17 protein-coding genes are annotated in these 19817 nt (G+C 57.6%); 2 read left to right on the top strand and 15 right to left on the bottom strand.

Annotation, left to right across the window (positions count from 1 at the left end; genetic code table 11):
* Positions 1-19 precede the first annotated feature (19 nt).
* From gvpU to urtA, 8 genes are all read right to left on the bottom strand, one after another.
* Entirely contained in the window at positions 20-490 is a 471-nt protein-coding gene (gene gvpU / locus ACCD02_RS29015) for a gas vesicle accessory protein GvpU (RefSeq protein ID WP_413309497.1), read from the bottom strand.
* Positions 491-595: 105 nt separating this feature from the next.
* The gene (locus ACCD02_RS29010) at positions 596-943 is read right to left on the bottom strand and encodes an FmdB family zinc ribbon protein (protein ID WP_413309495.1); all 348 of its coding nucleotides are present in this window, start codon (positions 941-943) and stop codon (positions 596-598) included.
* Between the two features lie 175 nt (positions 944-1118).
* Positions 1119-2348 carry a formamidase gene (fmdA, locus tag ACCD02_RS29005; protein ID WP_413309493.1) on the bottom strand — a complete coding sequence of 410 codons (1230 nt, stop codon included), beginning with the start codon at positions 2346-2348 and terminating at the stop codon, positions 1119-1121.
* A gap of 118 nt (positions 2349-2466) precedes the next feature.
* Positions 2467-3156 (bottom strand): urea ABC transporter ATP-binding subunit UrtE, encoded by a 690-nt coding sequence (urtE, locus tag ACCD02_RS29000; protein WP_413309491.1) that lies wholly within the window; start codon positions 3154-3156, stop codon positions 2467-2469.
* A gap of 18 nt (positions 3157-3174) precedes the next feature.
* A complete protein-coding gene (urtD, locus tag ACCD02_RS28995; RefSeq protein WP_413309489.1) occupies positions 3175-3933 on the bottom strand; it encodes an urea ABC transporter ATP-binding protein UrtD in 759 nt (252 codons plus the stop codon).
* Positions 3930-5096 carry an urea ABC transporter permease subunit UrtC gene (gene urtC, locus ACCD02_RS28990; protein WP_413309487.1) on the bottom strand — a complete coding sequence of 389 codons (1167 nt, stop codon included), beginning with the start codon at positions 5094-5096 and terminating at the stop codon, positions 3930-3932. The genes urtD and urtC overlap by 4 nt, the downstream gene beginning before the upstream one ends.
* Before the next feature lie 10 nt (positions 5097-5106).
* A complete protein-coding gene (gene urtB / locus ACCD02_RS28985) occupies positions 5107-6024 on the bottom strand; it encodes an urea ABC transporter permease subunit UrtB (RefSeq protein ID WP_413309485.1) in 918 nt (305 codons plus the stop codon).
* A gap of 148 nt (positions 6025-6172) precedes the next feature.
* Positions 6173-7402: an urea ABC transporter substrate-binding protein gene (gene urtA, locus ACCD02_RS28980; protein ID WP_413309550.1), complete on the bottom strand. Its 1230-nt coding sequence runs from the start codon at positions 7400-7402 to the stop codon at positions 6173-6175.
* A 405-nt stretch (positions 7403-7807) separates the two neighbouring features.
* Between urtA and ACCD02_RS28975 the strand changes: the two genes are divergently transcribed.
* Together ACCD02_RS28975 and ACCD02_RS28970 are read left to right on the top strand one after the other, a co-directional pair.
* Positions 7808-11197, top strand: coding sequence for an ATP-binding protein (locus tag ACCD02_RS28975; RefSeq protein ID WP_413309484.1), 3390 nt, complete (start codon positions 7808-7810; stop codon positions 11195-11197).
* Positions 11172-11849, top strand: coding sequence for a response regulator (locus ACCD02_RS28970; RefSeq protein ID WP_413309482.1), 678 nt, complete (start codon positions 11172-11174; stop codon positions 11847-11849). Before ACCD02_RS28975 ends, ACCD02_RS28970 begins: the two co-directional genes overlap by 26 nt.
* Before the next feature lie 64 nt (positions 11850-11913).
* Here the strand turns inward: ACCD02_RS28970 and ACCD02_RS28965 are convergent, their stop codons facing one another.
* From ACCD02_RS28965 to ACCD02_RS28935, 7 genes are all read right to left on the bottom strand, one after another.
* Positions 11914-13527 carry a hypothetical protein gene (locus ACCD02_RS28965; RefSeq protein ID WP_413309480.1) on the bottom strand — a complete coding sequence of 538 codons (1614 nt, stop codon included), beginning with the start codon at positions 13525-13527 and terminating at the stop codon, positions 11914-11916.
* Complete coding sequence (locus ACCD02_RS28960; RefSeq protein ID WP_413309478.1) at positions 13524-14240, bottom strand: hypothetical protein; 717 nt, start codon at positions 14238-14240, stop codon at positions 13524-13526. Before ACCD02_RS28960 ends, ACCD02_RS28965 begins: the two co-directional genes overlap by 4 nt.
* Before the next feature lie 159 nt (positions 14241-14399).
* Complete coding sequence (locus ACCD02_RS28955; protein WP_413309476.1) at positions 14400-15341, bottom strand: LysR family transcriptional regulator; 942 nt, start codon at positions 15339-15341, stop codon at positions 14400-14402.
* A gap of 69 nt (positions 15342-15410) precedes the next feature.
* Complete coding sequence (locus ACCD02_RS28950) at positions 15411-16289, bottom strand: aldose 1-epimerase (protein WP_413309474.1); 879 nt, start codon at positions 16287-16289, stop codon at positions 15411-15413.
* Positions 16290-16436: 147 nt separating this feature from the next.
* The gene (locus tag ACCD02_RS28945) at positions 16437-17717 is read right to left on the bottom strand and encodes a TRAP transporter large permease (RefSeq protein WP_413309472.1); all 1281 of its coding nucleotides are present in this window, start codon (positions 17715-17717) and stop codon (positions 16437-16439) included.
* Positions 17718-18245: a TRAP transporter small permease gene (locus ACCD02_RS28940; protein WP_413309470.1), complete on the bottom strand. Its 528-nt coding sequence runs from the start codon at positions 18243-18245 to the stop codon at positions 17718-17720.
* 67 nt (positions 18246-18312) lie between these two features.
* On the bottom strand, positions 18313-19287 hold the full coding sequence (locus ACCD02_RS28935; protein WP_413309468.1) for a TRAP transporter substrate-binding protein: 975 nt from the start codon (positions 19285-19287) through the stop codon (positions 18313-18315).
* Positions 19288-19817: the final 530 nt, after the last annotated feature.

The following is a 19817-nucleotide window of genomic DNA, read 5'->3' as shown; positions in this document are numbered from 1 at the left end:
CTTCGCGTGTTTCAACTCATCACTGCCTGACGATACGGCCGATGGTGAAGCCGTCCACCGCTGCAATCCGTCCGCGCCACAACACACCCGCTTCACAGATCGGGTCCTGGTTGGTCGAGTAGGTCTTGCAGTCTTTGAGGTGGATAAAGTGGAACGCCGGAGTATCTTCCGCCGACTCACCCGGTTTGAAGGACAGGATCATTTCCTTCATCGAGGCATCGGTGCCGTTGTGGAACTTGCCGAACGGCGCAGAAATATCCTCGGCCAGTTGTTCGAAGTAGGCGTCGTGGGAAATCAGATGACCGGACACCAGGTTGCCACCCACCGACAGGGTGATACCCATTTCAACCTTGGTGTTGGCGACAAATTTCACAAGCCACTGCAACAACCAGTCAATCTGCTTGCCTTGCCATTTGAACTGAGCAATCACGTCATCGTGACTCTGGCCGGGCAACGGTTGTGATTGTTGTACTTGATCTTCATCTGCCATTTTTCAAAGCTCCTTGCCATGCAAAGTAATGAGCCCAAGCCATACATCAACCCGGACGAATACCAACCATAGCCGTTGCTTATGACTATCGCGAATCGATCTGTCTCAGTGGCTTATCATCCAGGGTCTTCCAGCGGCCTTGCCTTTGAGGGCGTGGGGGTTGGTTTTGCCGGGCGCAACAGGCTTGCTCGGGCTGCAGCAGCTGCAACCGCCGGGGTGGCGTTTGCTGTCCTGATATTCGGCTACGGTCTTTGGTGCGTTGGCACTGCGCTCATTGGTTTCAATGGCGCGGCGCTTGTTGCCGGAAACGGTGCTCAGGCCCGGCGCGGACAGGATCACGCGCATGCTTGAGGCACCGCATTCCGGACAGGCGCAGGGCTGGCCGCTTTCAGCCATAGGGCGCAGGGTAGTGAAATCGCCACAACTGGGGCAATCGTATTCGTACATGGGCATGGGCAGACTCCTGAAGATCCAGACTTGAAATACTCGTGGGAGCGAGGCTTGCCCGCGAAGAGGCCCATACAGCCGACACAATGTTTGGGGATAACAACATTGCATTCGCGGGCAAGCCTCGCTCCTACGGGGTTCTGTGTTTTCCAGCAATAACGCAGGGCCCCGTTTTCTTCGCCTACAAATCGTAGGCAATCGGCAGATCCACCAACCCATCGATGAATTTGGTCGGGCCGTTGGCGTTGGGGTTGATGTCAAACTGGAAAATCTCGGTCGGCAGCCAAAGCGTTGCGCAGGCGTTGGGGATGTCCACCACGCCGCTGATATGCCCCTGCACCGGTGCCGAGCCAAGCAGCGCGTAGCCCTGGGCCGGGGAGTAGCCGAATTTCGTCAGATAATTGATGGCGTTCAGGCAGGCCTGGCGGTAGGCGATATTGACGTCCAGGTAATGCTGCTTGCCCTGCTCGTCCACCGAGATGCCTTCGAAGATCAGGTATTTGTTGTAGTTGGGCACGATGGGGCTGGGCTTGAACACCGGGTTCTTGATGCCGTACTTGGCCATGCCGCCCTTGATCAGCTCGACGCGCATATGCACCCAGCCGGCCATTTCAATGGCACCGCAGAAGGTGATTTCGCCGTCGCCCTGGCTGAAGTGCAGGTCACCGACCGAGAGCCCCGCGCCGTCGACATAGACCGGGAAGAACACCTTGGAGCCCCGTGACAGGTCTTTGATATCGCAGTTGCCGCCATGTTCACGAGGCGGCACGGTGCGCGCGCCAGTGGCAGCGGCCATGTCACGGGCCGGCCCCTTGAGCTTGCCCAGGTGGGCGGTCTTGGCATGGGGCGGGTTGGCCAGGGGCGGTACGCGGGTTGGATCGGTGTCAATCAGTTCCTGTTCACGCTTGTTCCACTCGGCGAGCATCTTGTGATCGGGCAGGCAACCGATCAGGCCGGGGTGGATCAGCCCGGCGAATTCAACACCGGGAATGTGCCGGGAGCTGGTCATCATGCCCTTGAAGTCCCAGATGGCCTTCTGCGCCGACGGGAAGTGGTCGGTAAGGAAACCACCGCCATTCTGTTTAGAGAAGAAACCGTTGAAGCCCCACTGGGAATCGGCGCGGGCACCGATATCCAGCAGGTCCACCACCAGCAGGTCCCCCGGCTCGGCGCCGTGTACACCGACCGGCCCGGACAGGTAATGCACGGTGGACAGATCGACGTCACGCACATCGCTGGCGTCGTCATTATTTTTGATAGCGCCAGCGGTCCAGTCGTAGGTTTCCAGGATGAAGTCATCCCCCGGCTTGACCCAGCAGGCCATGGGGATATCCGGGTGCCAACGGTTATGGATCTGCTCGTTCTCGGTGACCGGCTGGTTGAGGTCGACTTTGATCAGGGTTTCGGTCATGGCGTTGCTCCTTGGTCAGGTTTGATGTCATGCCCTTTTCGCAGCCTTCGGCAGCTCCTACAGAGGCAGGCAAGCATATGTAGGAGCTGCCGAAGGCCGCGAAAAGGTTCAGATCGAGTTACACAGAGAGATACCGACTGATCGTCGCTTCATCGACATTGGCCCGGGTCTCCTCGACGACGAAGCGGCCTTTCTCGATAACCAGGAAGCGGTCGGCGATATCCAGGGTGAACGACAGCACCTGCTCCGAGACAACGATGGTCAGGTCGCGCAGGTTGCGGATCTCTTTGAGGGTGCGGGCGATATCCTTGATGATCGATGGCTGGATGCCTTCGGTGGGCTCATCCAGCAGCAAGACCTTGGGATTGGTCGCCAGGGCTCGGGCAATCGCCAGTTGCTGTTGCTGACCACCGGAGAGGTTGCCGCCGCGACGACCGCGCATGTCGTAGAGCACCGGAAACAGTGCGTAGAGGTCTTCCGGCACCACGCCCCGGGCCGACGCAGGCAGGCCGGTCTGGATGTTCTCCAGCACGGTCATGGCCGGGAAGATCATTCGCCCTTGCGGCACATAGGCCATGCCATGCTCGACCCGAGAGTGGGTCTCCATGGCCGAGACGTCCACGCCCTCGACCTTCACCTGCCCTGCCCACTGCGGCAGGATGCCCATCAGGCTCTTGAACAGGGTGGTCTTGCCCATGCCGTTGCGGCCCATGACCGCAACGATTTCACGCTTTTCGACGTTGAGGTCCAGGCCATGGAGGATCTGGCTCTGGCCGTAGCCGCAGGCCAGTTGACTGATAGTGAACATGCCGTGCTCCTTGATGGCTCAGTGGCCCAGATAGACTTCGATGACTTTCGGGTTCTTCTGCACCGACTCCATGCTGCCTTCAGCCAAGACCTTGCCCTGGTGCAGCACGGTGACCTTGTGGGCGATGCTCTTGACGAACTCCATGTCGTGTTCGATGACCAGCACCGAGCGGCCCTGGCTGATACGGTTGAGCAGGTCGGCGGTCTGCGCCCGCTCGCTGACGCTCATGCCCGCCACCGGTTCGTCGAGCATCAGCAGTTCCGGGTCCTGCATGAGCAACATGCCGATCTCCAGCCACTGTTTCTGCCCGTGGGAAAGCAGCCCGGCCTGTTGTTGCAGCAGATCACCGAGAAAGATATCCGCCGCCACTTCCTCGACCCTGGCCACCACCTGAGCGGTGCGTTGGAAGAACAGCGCGCCGAACACCGTGCGGCCCTTGGGGAAGGACATTTCCAGGTTCTCGAACACCGTGAGGTTGTCGTAGATGGACGGGGTCTGGAACTTGCGCCCTACCCCGGCGCGGACGATGTCGTACTCGCGCATGCCGGTCAGCTCGCGGCCGTCGAACTGAATGCTGCCGCTGGTGGCGCGGGTCTTGCCGCAGATCAGGTCAAGTACCGTGGTCTTGCCCGCGCCGTTGGGCCCGATCACTACCCGCACTTCGTTGCGGTCGATATACAGGTTGAGGGAATCGACCGCCTTGAAGCCGTCGAACGATACGGTCAGGCCCTCGATGGCCAGTACCGGCTTGTTCATCTGGAAGCCGACGGCGCTCATGGTTGAGTCTCCAGGGCAGGCGCCACTGGCTTGGCAGCCTCGGCAGGTTTGCTCGGCGTGGCCGTCGGGGGCGTTGCGGATTTGCCGATTCGGGCCAGCCATTTACGCCCGTGGCTTTCCCACAAACCGGCCAGGCCGTTGGGGAAATACATGACCACGGCGATGAACAGGCCGCCCATCAGGTACAGCCACAGTTCCGGGAAGGATTCGGAGAAGTAGGTCTTGCCGTAGTTGACCAGCAGCGAGCCGTACACCGCGCCGAGCAGCGACATGCGCCCGCCCACTGCGGCGAAGATCACCATCTCGATGGACGGCACGATGCCGACGAAGGACGGCGACATGAAGCCCACCTGCAAGGCGAACATAGCCCCGCCAATGGCCGAGAAACCGGCGGCCACGCAGTAAACGAAGATCTTGAAACTGGCCACGTCATAGCCGGAGAAACGCACCCGCTCTTCCTTGTCGCGCATGGCCATGAGCAGGCGGCCGAGCTTGGAGGCGAGGATGAATTTGCCGATAAGGATGCAGCCGAACAGCAGGATCGCATTGACGAAGTACAGCACCAGCTTGGCGCTGTCGGTACGGATATCCCAGCCGAGCAGGGTCTTGAGGTCGGTGATGCCGTTGACCCCGCCGGTCAGGCCTTGCTGGCCGATGATCAGCACGGTCAGGATCAGCGCGATGGCCTGGGTGACGATGGAGAAATACACATCGCCCACCCGGCGTTTGAACATCGCCACGCCAATCACCAGGGCCATGATCACCGGCACCGCGACCACCGCAAAGACCGTGAAGGTAAAGCTGTGAAAGGGCATCCACAGGCCGGGCAGTTCGGTGATCTGGTTCCAGTCCATGAAGTCCGGGATGCCGGGTGTGGACTGGATCTTGGTGCTTTCCGGGTCCGAGGCTTCCAGTTTGAGAAACATCGCCATGCAGTAGCCGCCCAGGCCGAAAAACACGCCCTGGCCGAGGCTGAGAATGCCGCCATAGCCCCAGCACAGCACCAGGCCCACGGCGACGAAGGCGTAGGTCAGGTATTTGCCGACCATATTCAGGCGGAAGGCATCGAGAAACAGCGGGAACACGACGAAGATCAGCGCCGCGAGCACCGCAAGGCCAATCACGCCCTGCCTACCGCCGAGGAGTTTGTTTAACGCATTCATCTGCCTGCTCCTATTTGCGAACTTTGCTTGCGAACAACCCTTGCGGGCGCATCAGCAGGATCAGGACCACGGTGGACAGGGTCAGCACCTTGGCCATGGAGCCACTCATGAAGAACTCCGAGATCGACTGGGTCTGGGCAATGGCGAAGGCCGAGGCGATGGTGCCGAGCAGGCTTTGCGCGCCACCGAAAACCACCACCAGGAAGGTGTCGACGATGTACAGAGAGCCGGCGGTCGGCCCGGTGGAGCCAATGGTAGTGAAGGCCGCACCGGCGACACCGGCGACGCCGCAGCCGAGGGCGAAGGTCATGCGGTCGACCTTGCGGGTGTTGATCCCCACGGCGCGGCTCATCACCCGGTTCTGCACCGTGGCGCGCACATGCAGGCCCCAGCGGGTACGGTAGAGCATCAGGAAGATGGTCGCGGTGAGCAGCACCGTCAGGCCCATGACGAACAGGCCGTTGCGCGGGATCTCGATGGTGTCACTGACATTCACCGCGCCCATCAGCCATTCCGGCGGCGTGGCACTGACCTCGCGGGCACCGAAAATCGAGCGGAAGGCCTGTTGCATGAACAGCGACAGACCCCAGGTTGCCAACAGGGTGTCCAGGGGGCGGTGGTACAGGCGACTGATCATCGCCCACTCCACCAGCCAGCCAATGGCACCGGCCACCACGAACGACAGCGCGATGGCGAAGAAAAAGTAGTAGGGCTGCATCGACGGCATGAAGTGCAGGGTCAGGCTGGACAGGATGTAGGTGGTGTAGGCGCCGATGGTGAGGAACTCACCGTGGGCCATATTGATCACACCCATCTGTCCGAAAATGATCGCCAGTCCCAGGGCCATCAACAGCAGCACGCAGAATACGGAAAGCCCGTTGAACCCCTGCATGGCCGCGATGGCGCCAAATTCCGATAGCCATTGCATGGTGGTCCCTCCTTCGGGAGCAATGTGAATTGAAAATGGTGATCGGGACCACAGCCGCAAGCCCCAAGCTTCAAGCTGCCAGTAAAAGCGACGCGAACCGCCCTTACTTGCCGCTTGCAGCTAAGCGCTCGCAGCTGCCGCGAAGCGGCTACTGATAGCCTTTAGGAAACGGATTCGGCTCGATCAGATCCGACTCGTAAACCACCTTGAACTGACCGTTGGGCAGGACTTCGCCAATGCGGGTCTTGCTCCACAAGTGATGGTTTTCGTGGATCTTCACGTAGCCTTCAGGCGCGGTTTTCAGCTCGATGCCCGGCGAGGCGGCGACCACTTTGTCGACGTCGAAGCTGCCGGCTTTCTCCACTGCGGCTTTCCACAGCCATGGGCCGAGGTAGGCGGCCTGGGTCACGTCGCCCATCACCGAATCCTTGCCGTACTTGGCCTTGAAGGCTTCGACGAAGGCTTTGTTGTTGGGGTTGTCCAGGCTCTGGAAGTACTTCATGGAGGCGTAGAAGCCGGCCATGTTTTCGCCGCCGATGCCCAGCAGTTCATCCTCGGTCACCGACAGCGTCAGCAGGTTCTGCTTCTCGGCAGTAACGCCCGCAGCTTTCAGTTGTTTGTAGAAGGCGACGTTGGAGCCACCGACCACGGCTGCGAAGACCACATCAGGCTTCTTCAGCTTGACCTTGTTGATGAGCGAGCCGAATTGCGTGTTGCCCAGCGGGTAGTAGTCCTCCCCGACCACAGTGCCGTGCAAAACGTTTTCGATATGCTTGCGGGCGATCTTCATTGAGGTGCGCGGCCAGATGTAGTCCGAGCCGATCAGGTAGAAGGACTTGGCACCCTTGGTCTTGGCGATCCAGTCGAGGCTGGCGAGGATCTGCTGGGTGGCTTCCTGGCCGGTATAAATCACATTTTTCGACTGTTCCAGGCCCTCATAGAAGGTCGGGTAGTAGAGCAGGCCGTTTTCCTTCTCGAATACTGGCAGCACCGCTTTGCGCGAGGCCGAGGTCCAGCAGCCAAACACCGTTGCCACCTTGTCGCCGACCAGCAGCTTCTTGGCCTTTTCCGCGAAGGTCGGCCAGTCCGAGGCGCCGTCTTCCTGGATCACCTTGATCTGCCGCCCGAGGATGCCGCCCGACGCGTTGATCTGGTCGATGGCCAGGCGTTCGGCCTGGATCGAACCGGTTTCGGAAATCGCCATGGTGCCGGTGGCCGAGTGCAGCTGGCCGACCGTCACTTCAGTGGGGGTTACCGCCAGCCCGGTGGTGTTGGCGTCATCGGCCATGGTCACCTGGCTGAACACCCCGGCGGCAATCAGCGAGAGCGCAGCCGCGCCCAACGCCAGCCTCCGAGGGAACAAACGTTTCGCGCCCATCAGTCGTAAATCCATGTTGCCGCTCCTGTGCTTGTGGTTCGCCACGACCAGACCGGTCAAGGCCCTGTCGCGAGGTTGGAGCAAGCATGGGGGCGACCCGCAAAAGCGGGTATACGCACCATGACGTAGCGGCGTACGTCATTTGACGTAGGGTCGGGAACTTTCGGTTTGGGCATGATGACGCCTGTGCGCGCTGACGGTTTTTTGCCCACGCAGCAGAAATTGTGGGAGCGAATTCATTCGCGAAGAGGCCGGTGCAGTCGATGCATTTTCATCGTCTGGAAAACCGCTTTCACAAATGAATTCGCTCCCACAATTCGCCGCATGGGAGCCAGGTGCCGATTCCGTAAATATTGCCAGGCACGAACCTTGCTGCTCGATCCCATCCCATCAGGAATCACCCAAGTGCGACCTTCCGGCTCTCAACGCATCGTCAAGGTGCGCCGTGACTACAACAGCCTGGTCGCCGACGAGACCATGGAGGACTACGCCCTCCGGTTTACCCCCAAGTCGTTTCGCAAATGGTCGGAATTCCGCATCGCCAACACTGCCGTGGGCGCGGTGTCGTTCCTCGCGCTGGAGGCCATCGGCGGCGCCCTGGTGATGAGCTACGGCTTCACCAATACCCTGTGGGCGATCATCGCCATGATGGTGGTGATCTTCCTCACCGGCCTGCCGATCAGCTACTACGCGGCGCGCTACGGTGTAGACATGGATCTGCTGACCCGTGGCGCGGGCTTCGGTTACATCGGCTCGACCATCACCTCGCTGATCTACGCCAGCTTCACCTTTCTGTTCTTCGCCCTGGAAGCGGCGATCATGGCCCTGGCCCTGGAACTGTATTTCCATATCCCCCTGGCGCTGGCTTATGTCATCTGCTCGATCATCGTTATCCCCCTGGTGGCCTACGGCATCACCCTGATCAGCCGCTTGCAGATGTGGTCGCAGCCGCTGTGGCTGACCCTGCTGGTCGTGCCGTACGTGTTCGTGATCTGGAAAAACCCCAGTGCCTTCGGTGATTTCCCGAGTTTTTCCGGACGCGAAGGCGAAGGCGGCACCTTCAATCTGTTGTTCTTTGGCGCGGCGTTCAGTGTTGCCCTGTCATTGGTCACGCAGATCGGCGAGCAAGTGGACTACCTGCGTTTTCTGCCGGAAAAGACCCGGCGCAATCGCCGCCGCTGGTGGACCGCCCTGCTCATGGCCGGACCTGGCTGGGTCATCCCCGGCGGCCTGAAGATCATGGCCGGGGCCTTCCTGGCCTTTCTCGCCCTGCAACACGAAGTGCCCATCGAACGCGCCGCCGAGCCGACCCAGATGTATCTGGTGGCCTTCCGTTACGTATTTGCCTCGCCGGAATGGGCGCTGGCAGCCATGGTCCTGTTCGTGATCATTTCCCAGATCAAGATCAACCTGACCAACGCCTACGCCGGCTCCCTGGCCTGGTCGAACTTCTTTGCCCGGGTCACCCACAGCCATCCGGGGCGGGTAGTGTGGCTGGTGTTCAACGTCGCCATTGCCTTGATCCTCATGGAGCTGGGGGTATTCGACGCCATCGAGCAGGTGCTCGGGCTGTACGCCAACGTGGCCATCGCCTGGATCGGCACCCTGGTCGCCGATCTGGTGATCAACAAGCCCCTGGGCCTGTCGCCGAAACATATCGAGTTCAAGCGCGCTCACCTGTACGACATCAACCCGGTGGGCGTCGGCGCCATGTCAGTGGCCTCATTGCTGTCCATCTGTGCCCATTTCGGTGCATTCGGCGCCCTCGCCCAGGCCGCGCCGCCGCTGATTTCCCTGTGCACGGCGCTGGTAGTGGCACCGTTGATCGCCTGGCTGACCAAAGGGCGCTACTACATTGCGCGCACCAGTGCGCCGGAGCTGCTGTTCCCCACGGGGCCGCAGAACACTCTGCGCTGCGGCCTGTGCAGCAACGCCTTTGAAACCCCGGACATGGCCTGGTGCCCAGCCTACGGCTCGCCGATCTGCTCGTTGTGCTGCTCTCTGGACGCCCGTTGCGCCGACCAGTGCAAGAGCCGTGCGCGCCTGTCCATGCAGTTCGAGGACCTGGTCAGCCGCCTGCTGCCGCACCTGCCGCGCAAGTACCTGCATACTCGGCTGGCGCAGTATCTGGGGTTGATGAGCATGCTCGTGCTGATGCTCTCCGGGGCCCTGGCGCTGATCTACAGTCAGGTCGCCCACGGTCTGATCGACCAGTCGCCGCAAGTCCATCACACCCTGCAACTGGCCTTTCTCAAGGCGTTTTTTACCCTGTGCGTGTTCGCCGGGATCCTTGCCTGGTGGGTGATTCTGACCCGGGAAAGCCGCCGCGTGGCCCTGGAAGAGTCGGAGCGCCAGACGGTACTGCTGATGCAGGAAATCGACGCCCACTTCAAGACCGACCAGGCCCTGCAACAGGCCAAGGAAGCCTCGGAAGCCGCCAACGCCGCCAAGAGTCGCTACGTTACCGGGCTGTCTCACGAGCTACGCACGCCGCTCAACAGCATTCTCGGCTTTACCCAGATTCTGCAGCGTGACGCCGCCACCCCGGCGCGGCATCAGGACTCCCTGGCCACCATCATGCGCAGCAGCTCGCACCTGCTGTCCCTGATCGACGGCTTGCTCGACGTGGCCAAGATCGAAGCGGGCAAGCTGCGTCTGGAGCCCTCGGAAATCCTCTTCCAGGAATTCCTCCACGACCTGGAGCAAATGTTCGCCCCCACCGCCCGGGAAAAAGGCCTGGGTTTTCGCCTGGATCTGGTCGGGCGCATGCCTGCGGTCGTGCGCGGCGACGAGAAGCGGGTACGACAGATCCTCATCAATCTGTTGGGCAACGCGGTGAATTTCACTGACAGCGGCGAGGTCTGCCTGCGAGTCAGCTACCGCCGCGAAACGGCGATCTTCGATATTATCGATACCGGCATCGGCATCGCGCCGGAGCAGATCGAACGGATTTTCCAGCCTTTCGAACGCGGCGGCCTGGTGCGTCAGGACAACGGCGTCGGCCTGGGCCTGACCATCACCCGCATGCTGACTTCACTGATGGGCGGTGCGCTGTCGGTGACCAGCCAGCCCGACGAAGGCACACGCTTCCAGGTGCGGCTGTTTCTCTCGGAGGTGCGGGTGCCCAAGGCGGTGATCCATGTCGAGCATGATGTTATCGGCTATGACGGCCCACAGCGTTTGATACTGGTCGTGGACGATCATATCGAGCACCGACGGATCATCAGCGGCATGCTCGCCCCCCTGGGCTTTGAAATCGCCGAGGCGGCCAATGGTCAGGAAGCCATTCGCCAGGTCTCGCTGCTGCATCCGGACCTGATCCTCATGGACCTGTCGATGCCGGACATGGACGGCTGGGAAACCAGCCGCCTGATCCGCCGCAATGCCCTGTCCCTGGCGCCGATCATCATTCTTTCCGCCAACGCCAACCCACTCAGCGATGGCCTGCCCCAAGTCTGTAATGACTACCTGGCCAAACCCGTACATGTGCCCGAACTGCTTGAGCGCATTCAACAGCATCTGCAACTGAACTGGCGCCATCAACTGCGCCCTGCCCCACAGGCCAAGGCAGCCTGGCACCTGCCGCCGCGCCAGGACCTGGAAGACCTTTACGAACTCTGCGGCCTGGGCTATGTGCGCGGGATCCAGCAGAAACTCGACGCCATCGAACGCGACAGCAGCACCAGTGCCGGTTTCGTCGCCGACCTGCGCCAGCTCGCCAAGGGCTTTCGCCTGGATGAACTCAGCCTGCAACTCAAGGAGGCCCTTAATGGACGCCCAGACTCAATCAGCTGACAACGGCGTGATCCTGATCGTCGACGACACCCCGGATAATCTGGCGCTACTCTCCGACGCCCTGGACGAAGCGGGCTACATGGTACTGGTGGCGCTGGACGGCAACAGTGCGTTGAACCGTATTCAGCGCCGTCGCCCCGACCTGATCCTGCTCGACGCGCTGATGCCGGGGCTGGACGGTTTCGAGACCTGTCGGCGGATCAAGGCCCAGGCGGAAACGGCGAATATCCCGGTGCTGTTCATGACCGCCCTGACCGACAGCGAGCATGTGGTCAAAGGCTTCGAAGCCGGGGCGATCGACTACGTGACCAAGCCGATCCAGTGCAACGAAGTACTGGCCCGGGTCGCTTCGCACCTGCGCACCGCACGCATCCTTCAAGCCGCGCGTCAGGCGTCCCAGTCAATGAGCCTGGGCTTCGACGACAAGCCCGCCTACGGCAAGCTGTCGAGCCGCTTCCAGTTGACCGAACGGGAAATCGAAGTATTGCGCTGGGTGTCCTGCGGCAAGACCAACAAGGATATCGGCGACATCCTGCAGCTGAGCCCGCGCACGGTGAACAAACACCTGGAACACATCTACATCAAGCTCGGTGTCGAAACCCGCACGGCCGCCACCTCAGTGGCATTGGCGGCGATGACTGACCGGGCGTAAACAAACTTACAAGAAAGGCTCGTTGAAGTTCCTCCAGCGAAAAGCTGGAGGAGTGCAGGACAGATCAACCAGACAAATACTCTAGCAGCTCCGCAGACACTGCATTTTTAATTACACGAGCACGGGCCGGCCCTACGCCATATATCTGAGACATCAAATCAGCTTCAGATTTTTTATAAAGGTCCTCGACCGTGTGAACATTATTTTCTTGAAGCTTCTCTATTTGCCATTTACTTAGCATCGACAACACTGACACGGGCTTCTGCATCATATCCTGGACCGAAATCTGGAACTTTTGATCATCCTCTATCGCTGAGGAAAGATCAGAAATCGATGCATAAGCCGAATGACTCTTTCCAAACTCAACATATTTCTTTATAGAAAGCGTTTGATAAAACTCTCGAGACTCAGCGTGAGGATGGGCAAAAAGAGACAACATGCAGCCATACTTTAATTCGTAACGCGCACCAAGTTCTGAACGAGTGGCACGAATGCTCTGATCCGTCTTCCGTATCACTCCGGTATACGTTAAAAGCCTCAAAGCTTCTTTTACTGTCTCAGGAGCATCTTTATGAATCCAAAAATATATACTTGATTCATCACTACCTTTGAATTTTCTTGAATCATTATAAGCCTGAAGAGTTGGAATCACCGTCTTTTCTAAGAAGTCCCGCCCCCAATCAATTAATGATTTATGCCCCTTATACTTTTCACCGAGAGACGTATGTTCTGACCAAATTTTTGTTCTGTAAAAATCCTTAATAACTTGATCAGCATTAGAGCTATTAAACTTAGGCAAATCCTGTATGGTTTTCAATATCATTCTCGGATTGCCACCTCCAGCGAATGCCAATGTCGAAAAAAGATCTGCGTTTACCTCAATAGCTTTTTGCAGTGCTACGTCAGCTTGCTTCATCACAATTGATTTAAAATACTGTATATACTCCGCATCCCTTATATCTCTTTCAATCACCTTATACAGACAATCATGAATAGGCTCGAATGAATCACCAAAATAAGTAACACCTGGGTAAATCGCAGCATTACAAGTAATATACGGAGACCTAAGATCCTTAAACAAACTAAAAAACTGGCGCTGTTGTTCCGGCCGAAAAACATGAGCTGCTTCATCAAAGAAAAAATAGATTCGGTCCAGACCATTCTCACTGCATATTTCTTGAATCGCCTCTTTAACCTCTTCGATATCGGGTAAACCAGAAATAGCAATAAGTGAACCACCTTTGTAGGACGCTTCAAACTCTTTCACTATTCGCTCAAGATCACGCTCAACCTCGTCTTCATTTCCAGACTCATCCTTGCTTAATAAACCCGCACTAAAGGCAGATATCGCGATCCCTTTTTTCTTAAGGCTAATAACTAATGCACGTAAAGCTTTCGCCAGCATCCAATGATAGAACTGCTGTGTATCATCTGTATTAATCAGCGAACTGATACTAAAAGACACAAATACGGCAATACAATTTTTTTCGCCCTCATCAATTTCTTGCTGGGCTATACGCATTAAAAAAGATTTACCCGTACCACGCGACCCCTCTAACACGCACGGTTCTGCAGAAGTTAGAGCCTTTACGACCAGCTTATCCTGTTTACTTTCCACGAACAAATTACGCAACTCGTCCGCCTTTATGCTCTCTGTTCTAAGATAAAAGTCTGTCATTTGATATCCTGAGGCCCGCCAAATAAAATCCGAATTGGTTCAACGTGATTAAACGAGCCCAACACAACCGGCTCCAACTTATCTAACTGGGATTGATTCATTTCTTTCAAAAAACGCAACACCAAGGAAAACTTAATGACTTCAGACACTTCTTTCAAGCACCCCAAATAAGCGACATACAAATCTGAACTATAGGATAAATTTACGCCTGTCTTCTTCCATGTCTCATTATTTCCATGTACATATTCGGAAAGAGACCTATATACTACTCTCGCACGATCCTGATACAGCTTAGAAAAATCATTAAGATCCGAAAAAAAAGCCCTTGCAATGCGAGGAGAAAAGACCCCCGAATCAGGATTATTTAAAGTCGACCATCTGATATCAGCTTCCACCTCTCCATTGATCCACTCCTTATATAATAGTTTATTAGTAGAAAACCAAACAGAACCTAACCCAAGTTCAAGTGAAAGCCTAAGCGAGGAAAACGAAGAACGATAAAGCCCAAGCGCCATAGCCAAGCAACTGGACTCTATTTGAGAACAAACTACTTGAATCATTTTCGACACATCAACGTCTGTAACCCTTGATATTTCGAATAACTCAACAGCTGAGGCATGAGCACACACAAATGCGTCTGAGTGGTTAATTGTCTCGTTAAAAATATCTTGTGATTCTTGATTCAAAAGAGAAAAATATTTTTCAATTTTCATAAGCCCTTACGCATCCTTTTCAAAAAACGTCCCTATACCTCTTCAACAGCATGAATCTTTTTTGCAATGTATCAAATCATGACCTCATATGCTAACCCAGATTTTAAGTCTGCCCCCCCACCAGTACAACGTATACCACTCCAGGCGTACTACTCTTCGCTAAATAAGCCCCTGCTCGGCACACACCTTGATCACCTGCTCACGAAACCAGCCATTGGCATCATCGCTGTCGGCGTGTTCGCTCCAGACCATGTCCAAAGTGAAACCCGGCAGGTCCACCGGCAGCTCGCAGACCGCCAGCCACGGCTCGTTGCCAAGCAAAGTCTGGATGCGTCGCGGCAGGGTCAGGATCAGGTCGGTGCCAGGAAGCATCTGCAGGGCCGCAGCATAGCTGTTGGCCCGTGCCACCACCTGGCGCTCCTGGCCGTGCTTCTGTAGCCAGGTGTCCACCAGATTGGTATCGGATGTCCAGGGTACCGGGTAGACATGGGGCCGGGAGACGAAGGTAGCGACGTCGATGGCAGGTTTATGGGAGGCGGTCTTGCGATCCATCACGCAGACCAGATCGTCCTCCAGCAGCACCTGGCTCGACAGGCCGCTGGGGATGTCCTGGAAGTCGGGCCCAAAACACAGGGCCAGGTCCAGATAGTCATCCCGCAGGCCACCCACCGGCAGCTGTTTCTCCAGGGTTCGTACCTCCACGGTCACGTCGAATCCGGAGCCGATAAAATTGCGCATCAGGTGCGGCAATACCAACAGCTCGAAATACTCCGGGGCATAGACGGTGAACATGGTCTGGCGCTGCACCGGGTCGAACATACTGAGTCCGGATTCGCAGGATTCGATATGGTGCAGGATCGACTGCACATGACTGCGCATGGCCGTGGCCTTGCGCGTCGGACGCATGCCATTGCGCGTGCAGATGAACAGCTCATCCTGAAAATGCATACGCAGTTTTTTCAGGCAGTGGTTGGCCACTGATGGGTTCAGATGCAGGGCATCACAAGCCAGCGTCAGGTTGCGTTGCTCGTAGACCGAAGCAAACACCAGGAAGTCCTGCACATCCAGCTTTCTCAACGCATTCGCATTATTGTTTTGCATGAGAGTCGCCTCATGGACACGGCAGCCGAAAACCGGCTAGTCCACTTCCACGATAACATCAAAATGCAATCATGCCAGCTTCAGATAAGTCAGGCTCCACTCCAGGCTGGCTTGCTGCCCCTGTGCCAATAACCGCAGGCCTGGGCGCCCCGACAGATGGTGGGCATTGACCGGATGACTGACCGGCTCGAAACAGAAGAAGTCCTTGCCCGGCGGGCAGAACAACATGAAGCAGTCGCTGCCCCGAACCTGGCCGTAGAGCTGATAACCGGCGTCGGCCTGAATGATCAGGCATTCGCCATCCCACTCGGTAAAAGCGTTATCCACCAGGGTATTGGGCAGGCCACTGGTTTGCTGGAAGTCCCATTCGGGCGGTATTTCACTCAGTCGTTCCGACAGGCCGGCGCTGTCACACAACCACACTCCGCTAGCCCTGACCTGCAAGCGAGTGTGTTCGGTGCGCGGCAGATAGGGATGCAGGCCCAGGCCATACCAGGCTGCCCCCTCGCCCAGATGAGTCACCTGCAAACTGATGCGCAGCGCCCCGCCTTCCAGCTCGAAACGCTGTCGCGCCCGATAGGGGAATGGCCGGGTGGACTCCAGTTCAAGGGTGGCGCTCAAAGCGTCCTGCTCAACCAGTGTCCAGGCTTGCTGCCAGGCACTGCCATGGATCGGTAACGGGTCGCCCGGACTGTTAGGGGTCAATGCCAGCCAACCATCAGGTTGCTGGAAACCGCCCTGGCCGATGCGATTTGACCAGGGCAGCAACGGATAACAGGACAGCCGCCGCGGGCTGCGTTCAGCCTGGTCACGCTCGCTGCTGTGACGCAGCAACCAGTGGCCGCTCTCCAGGGCCAGCCAGTTGACGATGCTGCCGCCGGTTTGCGGGGAAAGGGTCAGGCGGGTGATGCCGTTTTCCAGGGTGATGACGGGTGATAGATGGGGCATGGATGGGCTAATCCTCGACAGCAGTGAGACTGTTGGAGCGAGGCTTGCCCGCGAAGAGGCGGTGCATCCGACGAAATCTCAGAGATCGCAACATCGCTTTCGCGGGCAAGCCTCGCTACCACAAGCCGGATTCATCAAAACAAACGCTTATAGAACCAGATGCGGTAACCACAGCGAGATCGCCGGAATGTAAGTCACCAGCATCAACACAATGAACAGCACGCCATAGAACGGCAGCAGTGCCTTGACCGTCGATTCGATGCTGACCTTGCCCACCGCCGAGCCGACGAACAGCACCGCGCCCACGGGTGGCGTAATCAGGCCGATGCCCAGGTTGACCAGCATGATCATGCCGAACTGCACCGGGTCGACGCCGATGCCGAGGATCACCGGCATCAGGATCGGCGTAAGGATCAGGATCAGCGGTGCCATGTCCATCACTGTGCCCAGCAGCAGCAACATGACGTTGATGCACATGAGGATCACGTAACGGTTGTCCGACAGGGTCAGGAACATCGTGGTGATTTTCGCGGGGATTTCCATCAGGGTCATGATGTAGCCGAAGCTCGAAGCAAAGCCGATCAGCAGCATGACGATGGAAATGGTCCGAACCGTGCGGTGCATCAGCTTGGGCAGCTCGCGCCACTTATAGTCACGGTAGATGAACATGGTCACGAAAAACGCCCATAGCACGGCAATCGCTGCCGATTCAGTGGCGGTGAAAATCCCCGAGAGAATCCCGCCGAGAATGATGACCATGGCCATCATGCCCCAGAGGGCTTCGCCGCAGATTTTCAGCGCCTGCTTGAGCGGAATCACCTCACCCTTGGGATAATTGCGCTTCCTGGCGAAGACCAGACACAGCACCATCAGACAGGCGCTCATCAACAGCCCTGGAACGATACCAGCCATGAACAGTGAGGCAATCGACACCGTGCCACCGGCCGCCAGGGAGTACAGCACCGAGTTATGACTGGGCGGCGTGAGCAAGGCCTGCACCGAACCGCTGACCGTCACTGCCGTGGAGAAATCCCGGGGATAGCCGTTGCGCTCCATCTCCGGGATCAGTACCGAACCCACCGACGCCGTATCGGCCACGGAAGAACCGGAAATGGCGCCGAAGAAGGTCGAAGCCATGATATTGACCAGAGACAGACCGCCACGGACAAAGCCCACCAGCACCCCGGCAAACGCCACCAGACGCCGGGACATGCCGCCCTCGGCCATGATCGCCCCGGCCAGGACGAAGAACGGAATGGCCAGCAGGGAGAATTTGTTCACGCCCCCGGCGACCTGAATCATCATCGCGGAGAACGGAATGTCGATCCACCAGGCACCGATCAGTGCAGACATGCCTAGCGCGAAGGCTACCGGCACACCGATCAGGATCAGCGCAATAAAACTGCCCAACAGGATAAACGCATCCATTTATGCCGCCCCTTCGCTTTCTTCTACCAGATCGAAACGCACAACCCTGCGGTTGCTTTGGTCACCCAGAAAGAGTTTCTCCAGGACAAAGATCAGGGTCAGAAAACCACCCACAGGAATCGGCAGGTAACTGACACCCACGCGTACCGTTGGCAATGAACCAAGGAACTGATTCCAGGTGGCAGCGCACAACTTGATGCCCCAGATGGTCATGAACAGGCAGATGATTGCCATGAAAACCTGGGTCAGGACGCTCACCCGTTGCCGCACGCCGGGCTCCATGCGGTCAGTGAGCATGGCCACGGCCATGTGCGCACCGGCGCGGTAACTGGCTGCCGCGCCGATGAAGGTGAAGACCATCATCAGCAGAATGGCAGTGGGCTCCGGCCAGCCGGACCCGGAACCCAGTACGTAGCGGGCAAAGATGCCCCAGGGAATGATCAGGGAAATGGCCAGGACCGCCAGACCGGCGACCCAGATACAAGCCATGTAGATCTTGTCGTTGAGGCTGAGCAGCATATTTTTCATCAGGCTTCACCGTGAGAAGCACGCCGGGCGCAAGGCCGGGCGTGCAGAGGCGTCAGGAGATACAGGCTTACTGAACGGCGTCGATGCGCTTGATCAGTTCGGCGAATTGCGCGCCGTATTTGTCCCGCACCGGCTGGGTGGCGTCGTAGAAGGGTTTTTTGTCCACGGTGATGAATTCCACGCCTGCCGCCTTGAGCTTCTCTTCGGCACTGGCTGACTTGGCATCCCACAAGGTGCGCTCTTCCATCTGCGCGTCACGGGCGGCCTTCTTCACCAGCGCCTGCTCTTCAGGCTTGAGTTTGTCCCAGGTCGCCCTGGACATGACCACCGGTTCCGGCAGGATCAGGTGCCCGGTCAGGGTGTAGTACTTGGCATTCTGGTAGTGGTTGTGTTCGAGCAGGGTTGGCGGGTTGTTCTCGGCGCCGTCGATCACACCGGTCTGCAGGGCGCTGAAGATTTCCCCGGTGTCCATGGCGATGCCGTTGCCGCCCATGTCATTGATGGTGTCGATAAACAGCGGGTTACCCTGCACGCGGATCTTCATGCCCTTGAGGTCGGCCAGGGAGCGCACCGGCTTTTTGGTGTAGAGGTTGCGCGTGCCACCGTCCATCCAGGCCAGGGCAACCATTTTCGTGTTGGAGTTGGTGATCTTGTCGAGGATCTCCTGACCGATCTCGCCGTCGATGATCTTGCGCATATGAGCCTGGTCACGGAACACGAACGGCATGTTGAACACGTTCACTTCCGGCACCACCGGCCCGACCACACCGAGGCTGACCCGGGCCATCTGGATGGCGCCCAGTTGCACCTGCTCGATCACCTCCTTCTCGGAACCCAGCACACCACCGGCGAACATCTTGAAGCTGATATCGCCTTTGCTTTCCTTTTCCAGGACTTTACCCATATTGCTTTCGGCGACTACGGTCGGGTAACCGGCAGGATGGATTTCAGCGAACTTGATCTTGGTCTCGGCCTGGGCCGACGCAGCCAGACACAGGGCCAGGGGAAGTGCAGCAAGGAGGAAGGTACGTTTGAAGTCCATGGATATCTCCGGCGTTGTTATTTTTATGAGTGTCATCTGTTGTCGTATGACAGTTGAGGATTATTGACGGCCAAGGAAGTTTGTCAACGTGGCAATTATTGAGTGGGCTCGGCTCATTACTCATCGTTAATCCATGAGCAATAACGCTTTTATAACTATTGAGCGTCTTAATTCTGTTGCAACAGCCAACTTTTAGAAATAATAAGTTACACAAAGTCTGGTTTTATGAAACCTGATCCCGGGAGCGAATTCGTGCCCACAATTCGTTCTCATCAATCCATTAATCAACACGAAACCGGCTCAATCACCGGAGCCTTGTGCGGATTCATTCGCGAAAGCGGTCTTTCAGTCTCAGAAGATGCGTTGAATGTATCGGCCCATTCGCGAATGAATTCGCTCCCACAGTAGCGTGTGCATATCATCGAATCTGTGGGAGCGGATTCATCCGCGAATGGGCCAGTACATCCAACACATTGGCGGCGTCCGGAATAAAGCTTTCGCGAATGAATTCGCTCCCACAGTAGCGCGTG

This window comes from Pseudomonas sp. Pseusp88, from assembly GCF_047303955.1.
Classification (GTDB): Bacteria; Pseudomonadota; Gammaproteobacteria; order Pseudomonadales; family Pseudomonadaceae; genus Aquipseudomonas.
This window is presented reverse-complemented; position numbering and strand designations above follow the sequence as displayed.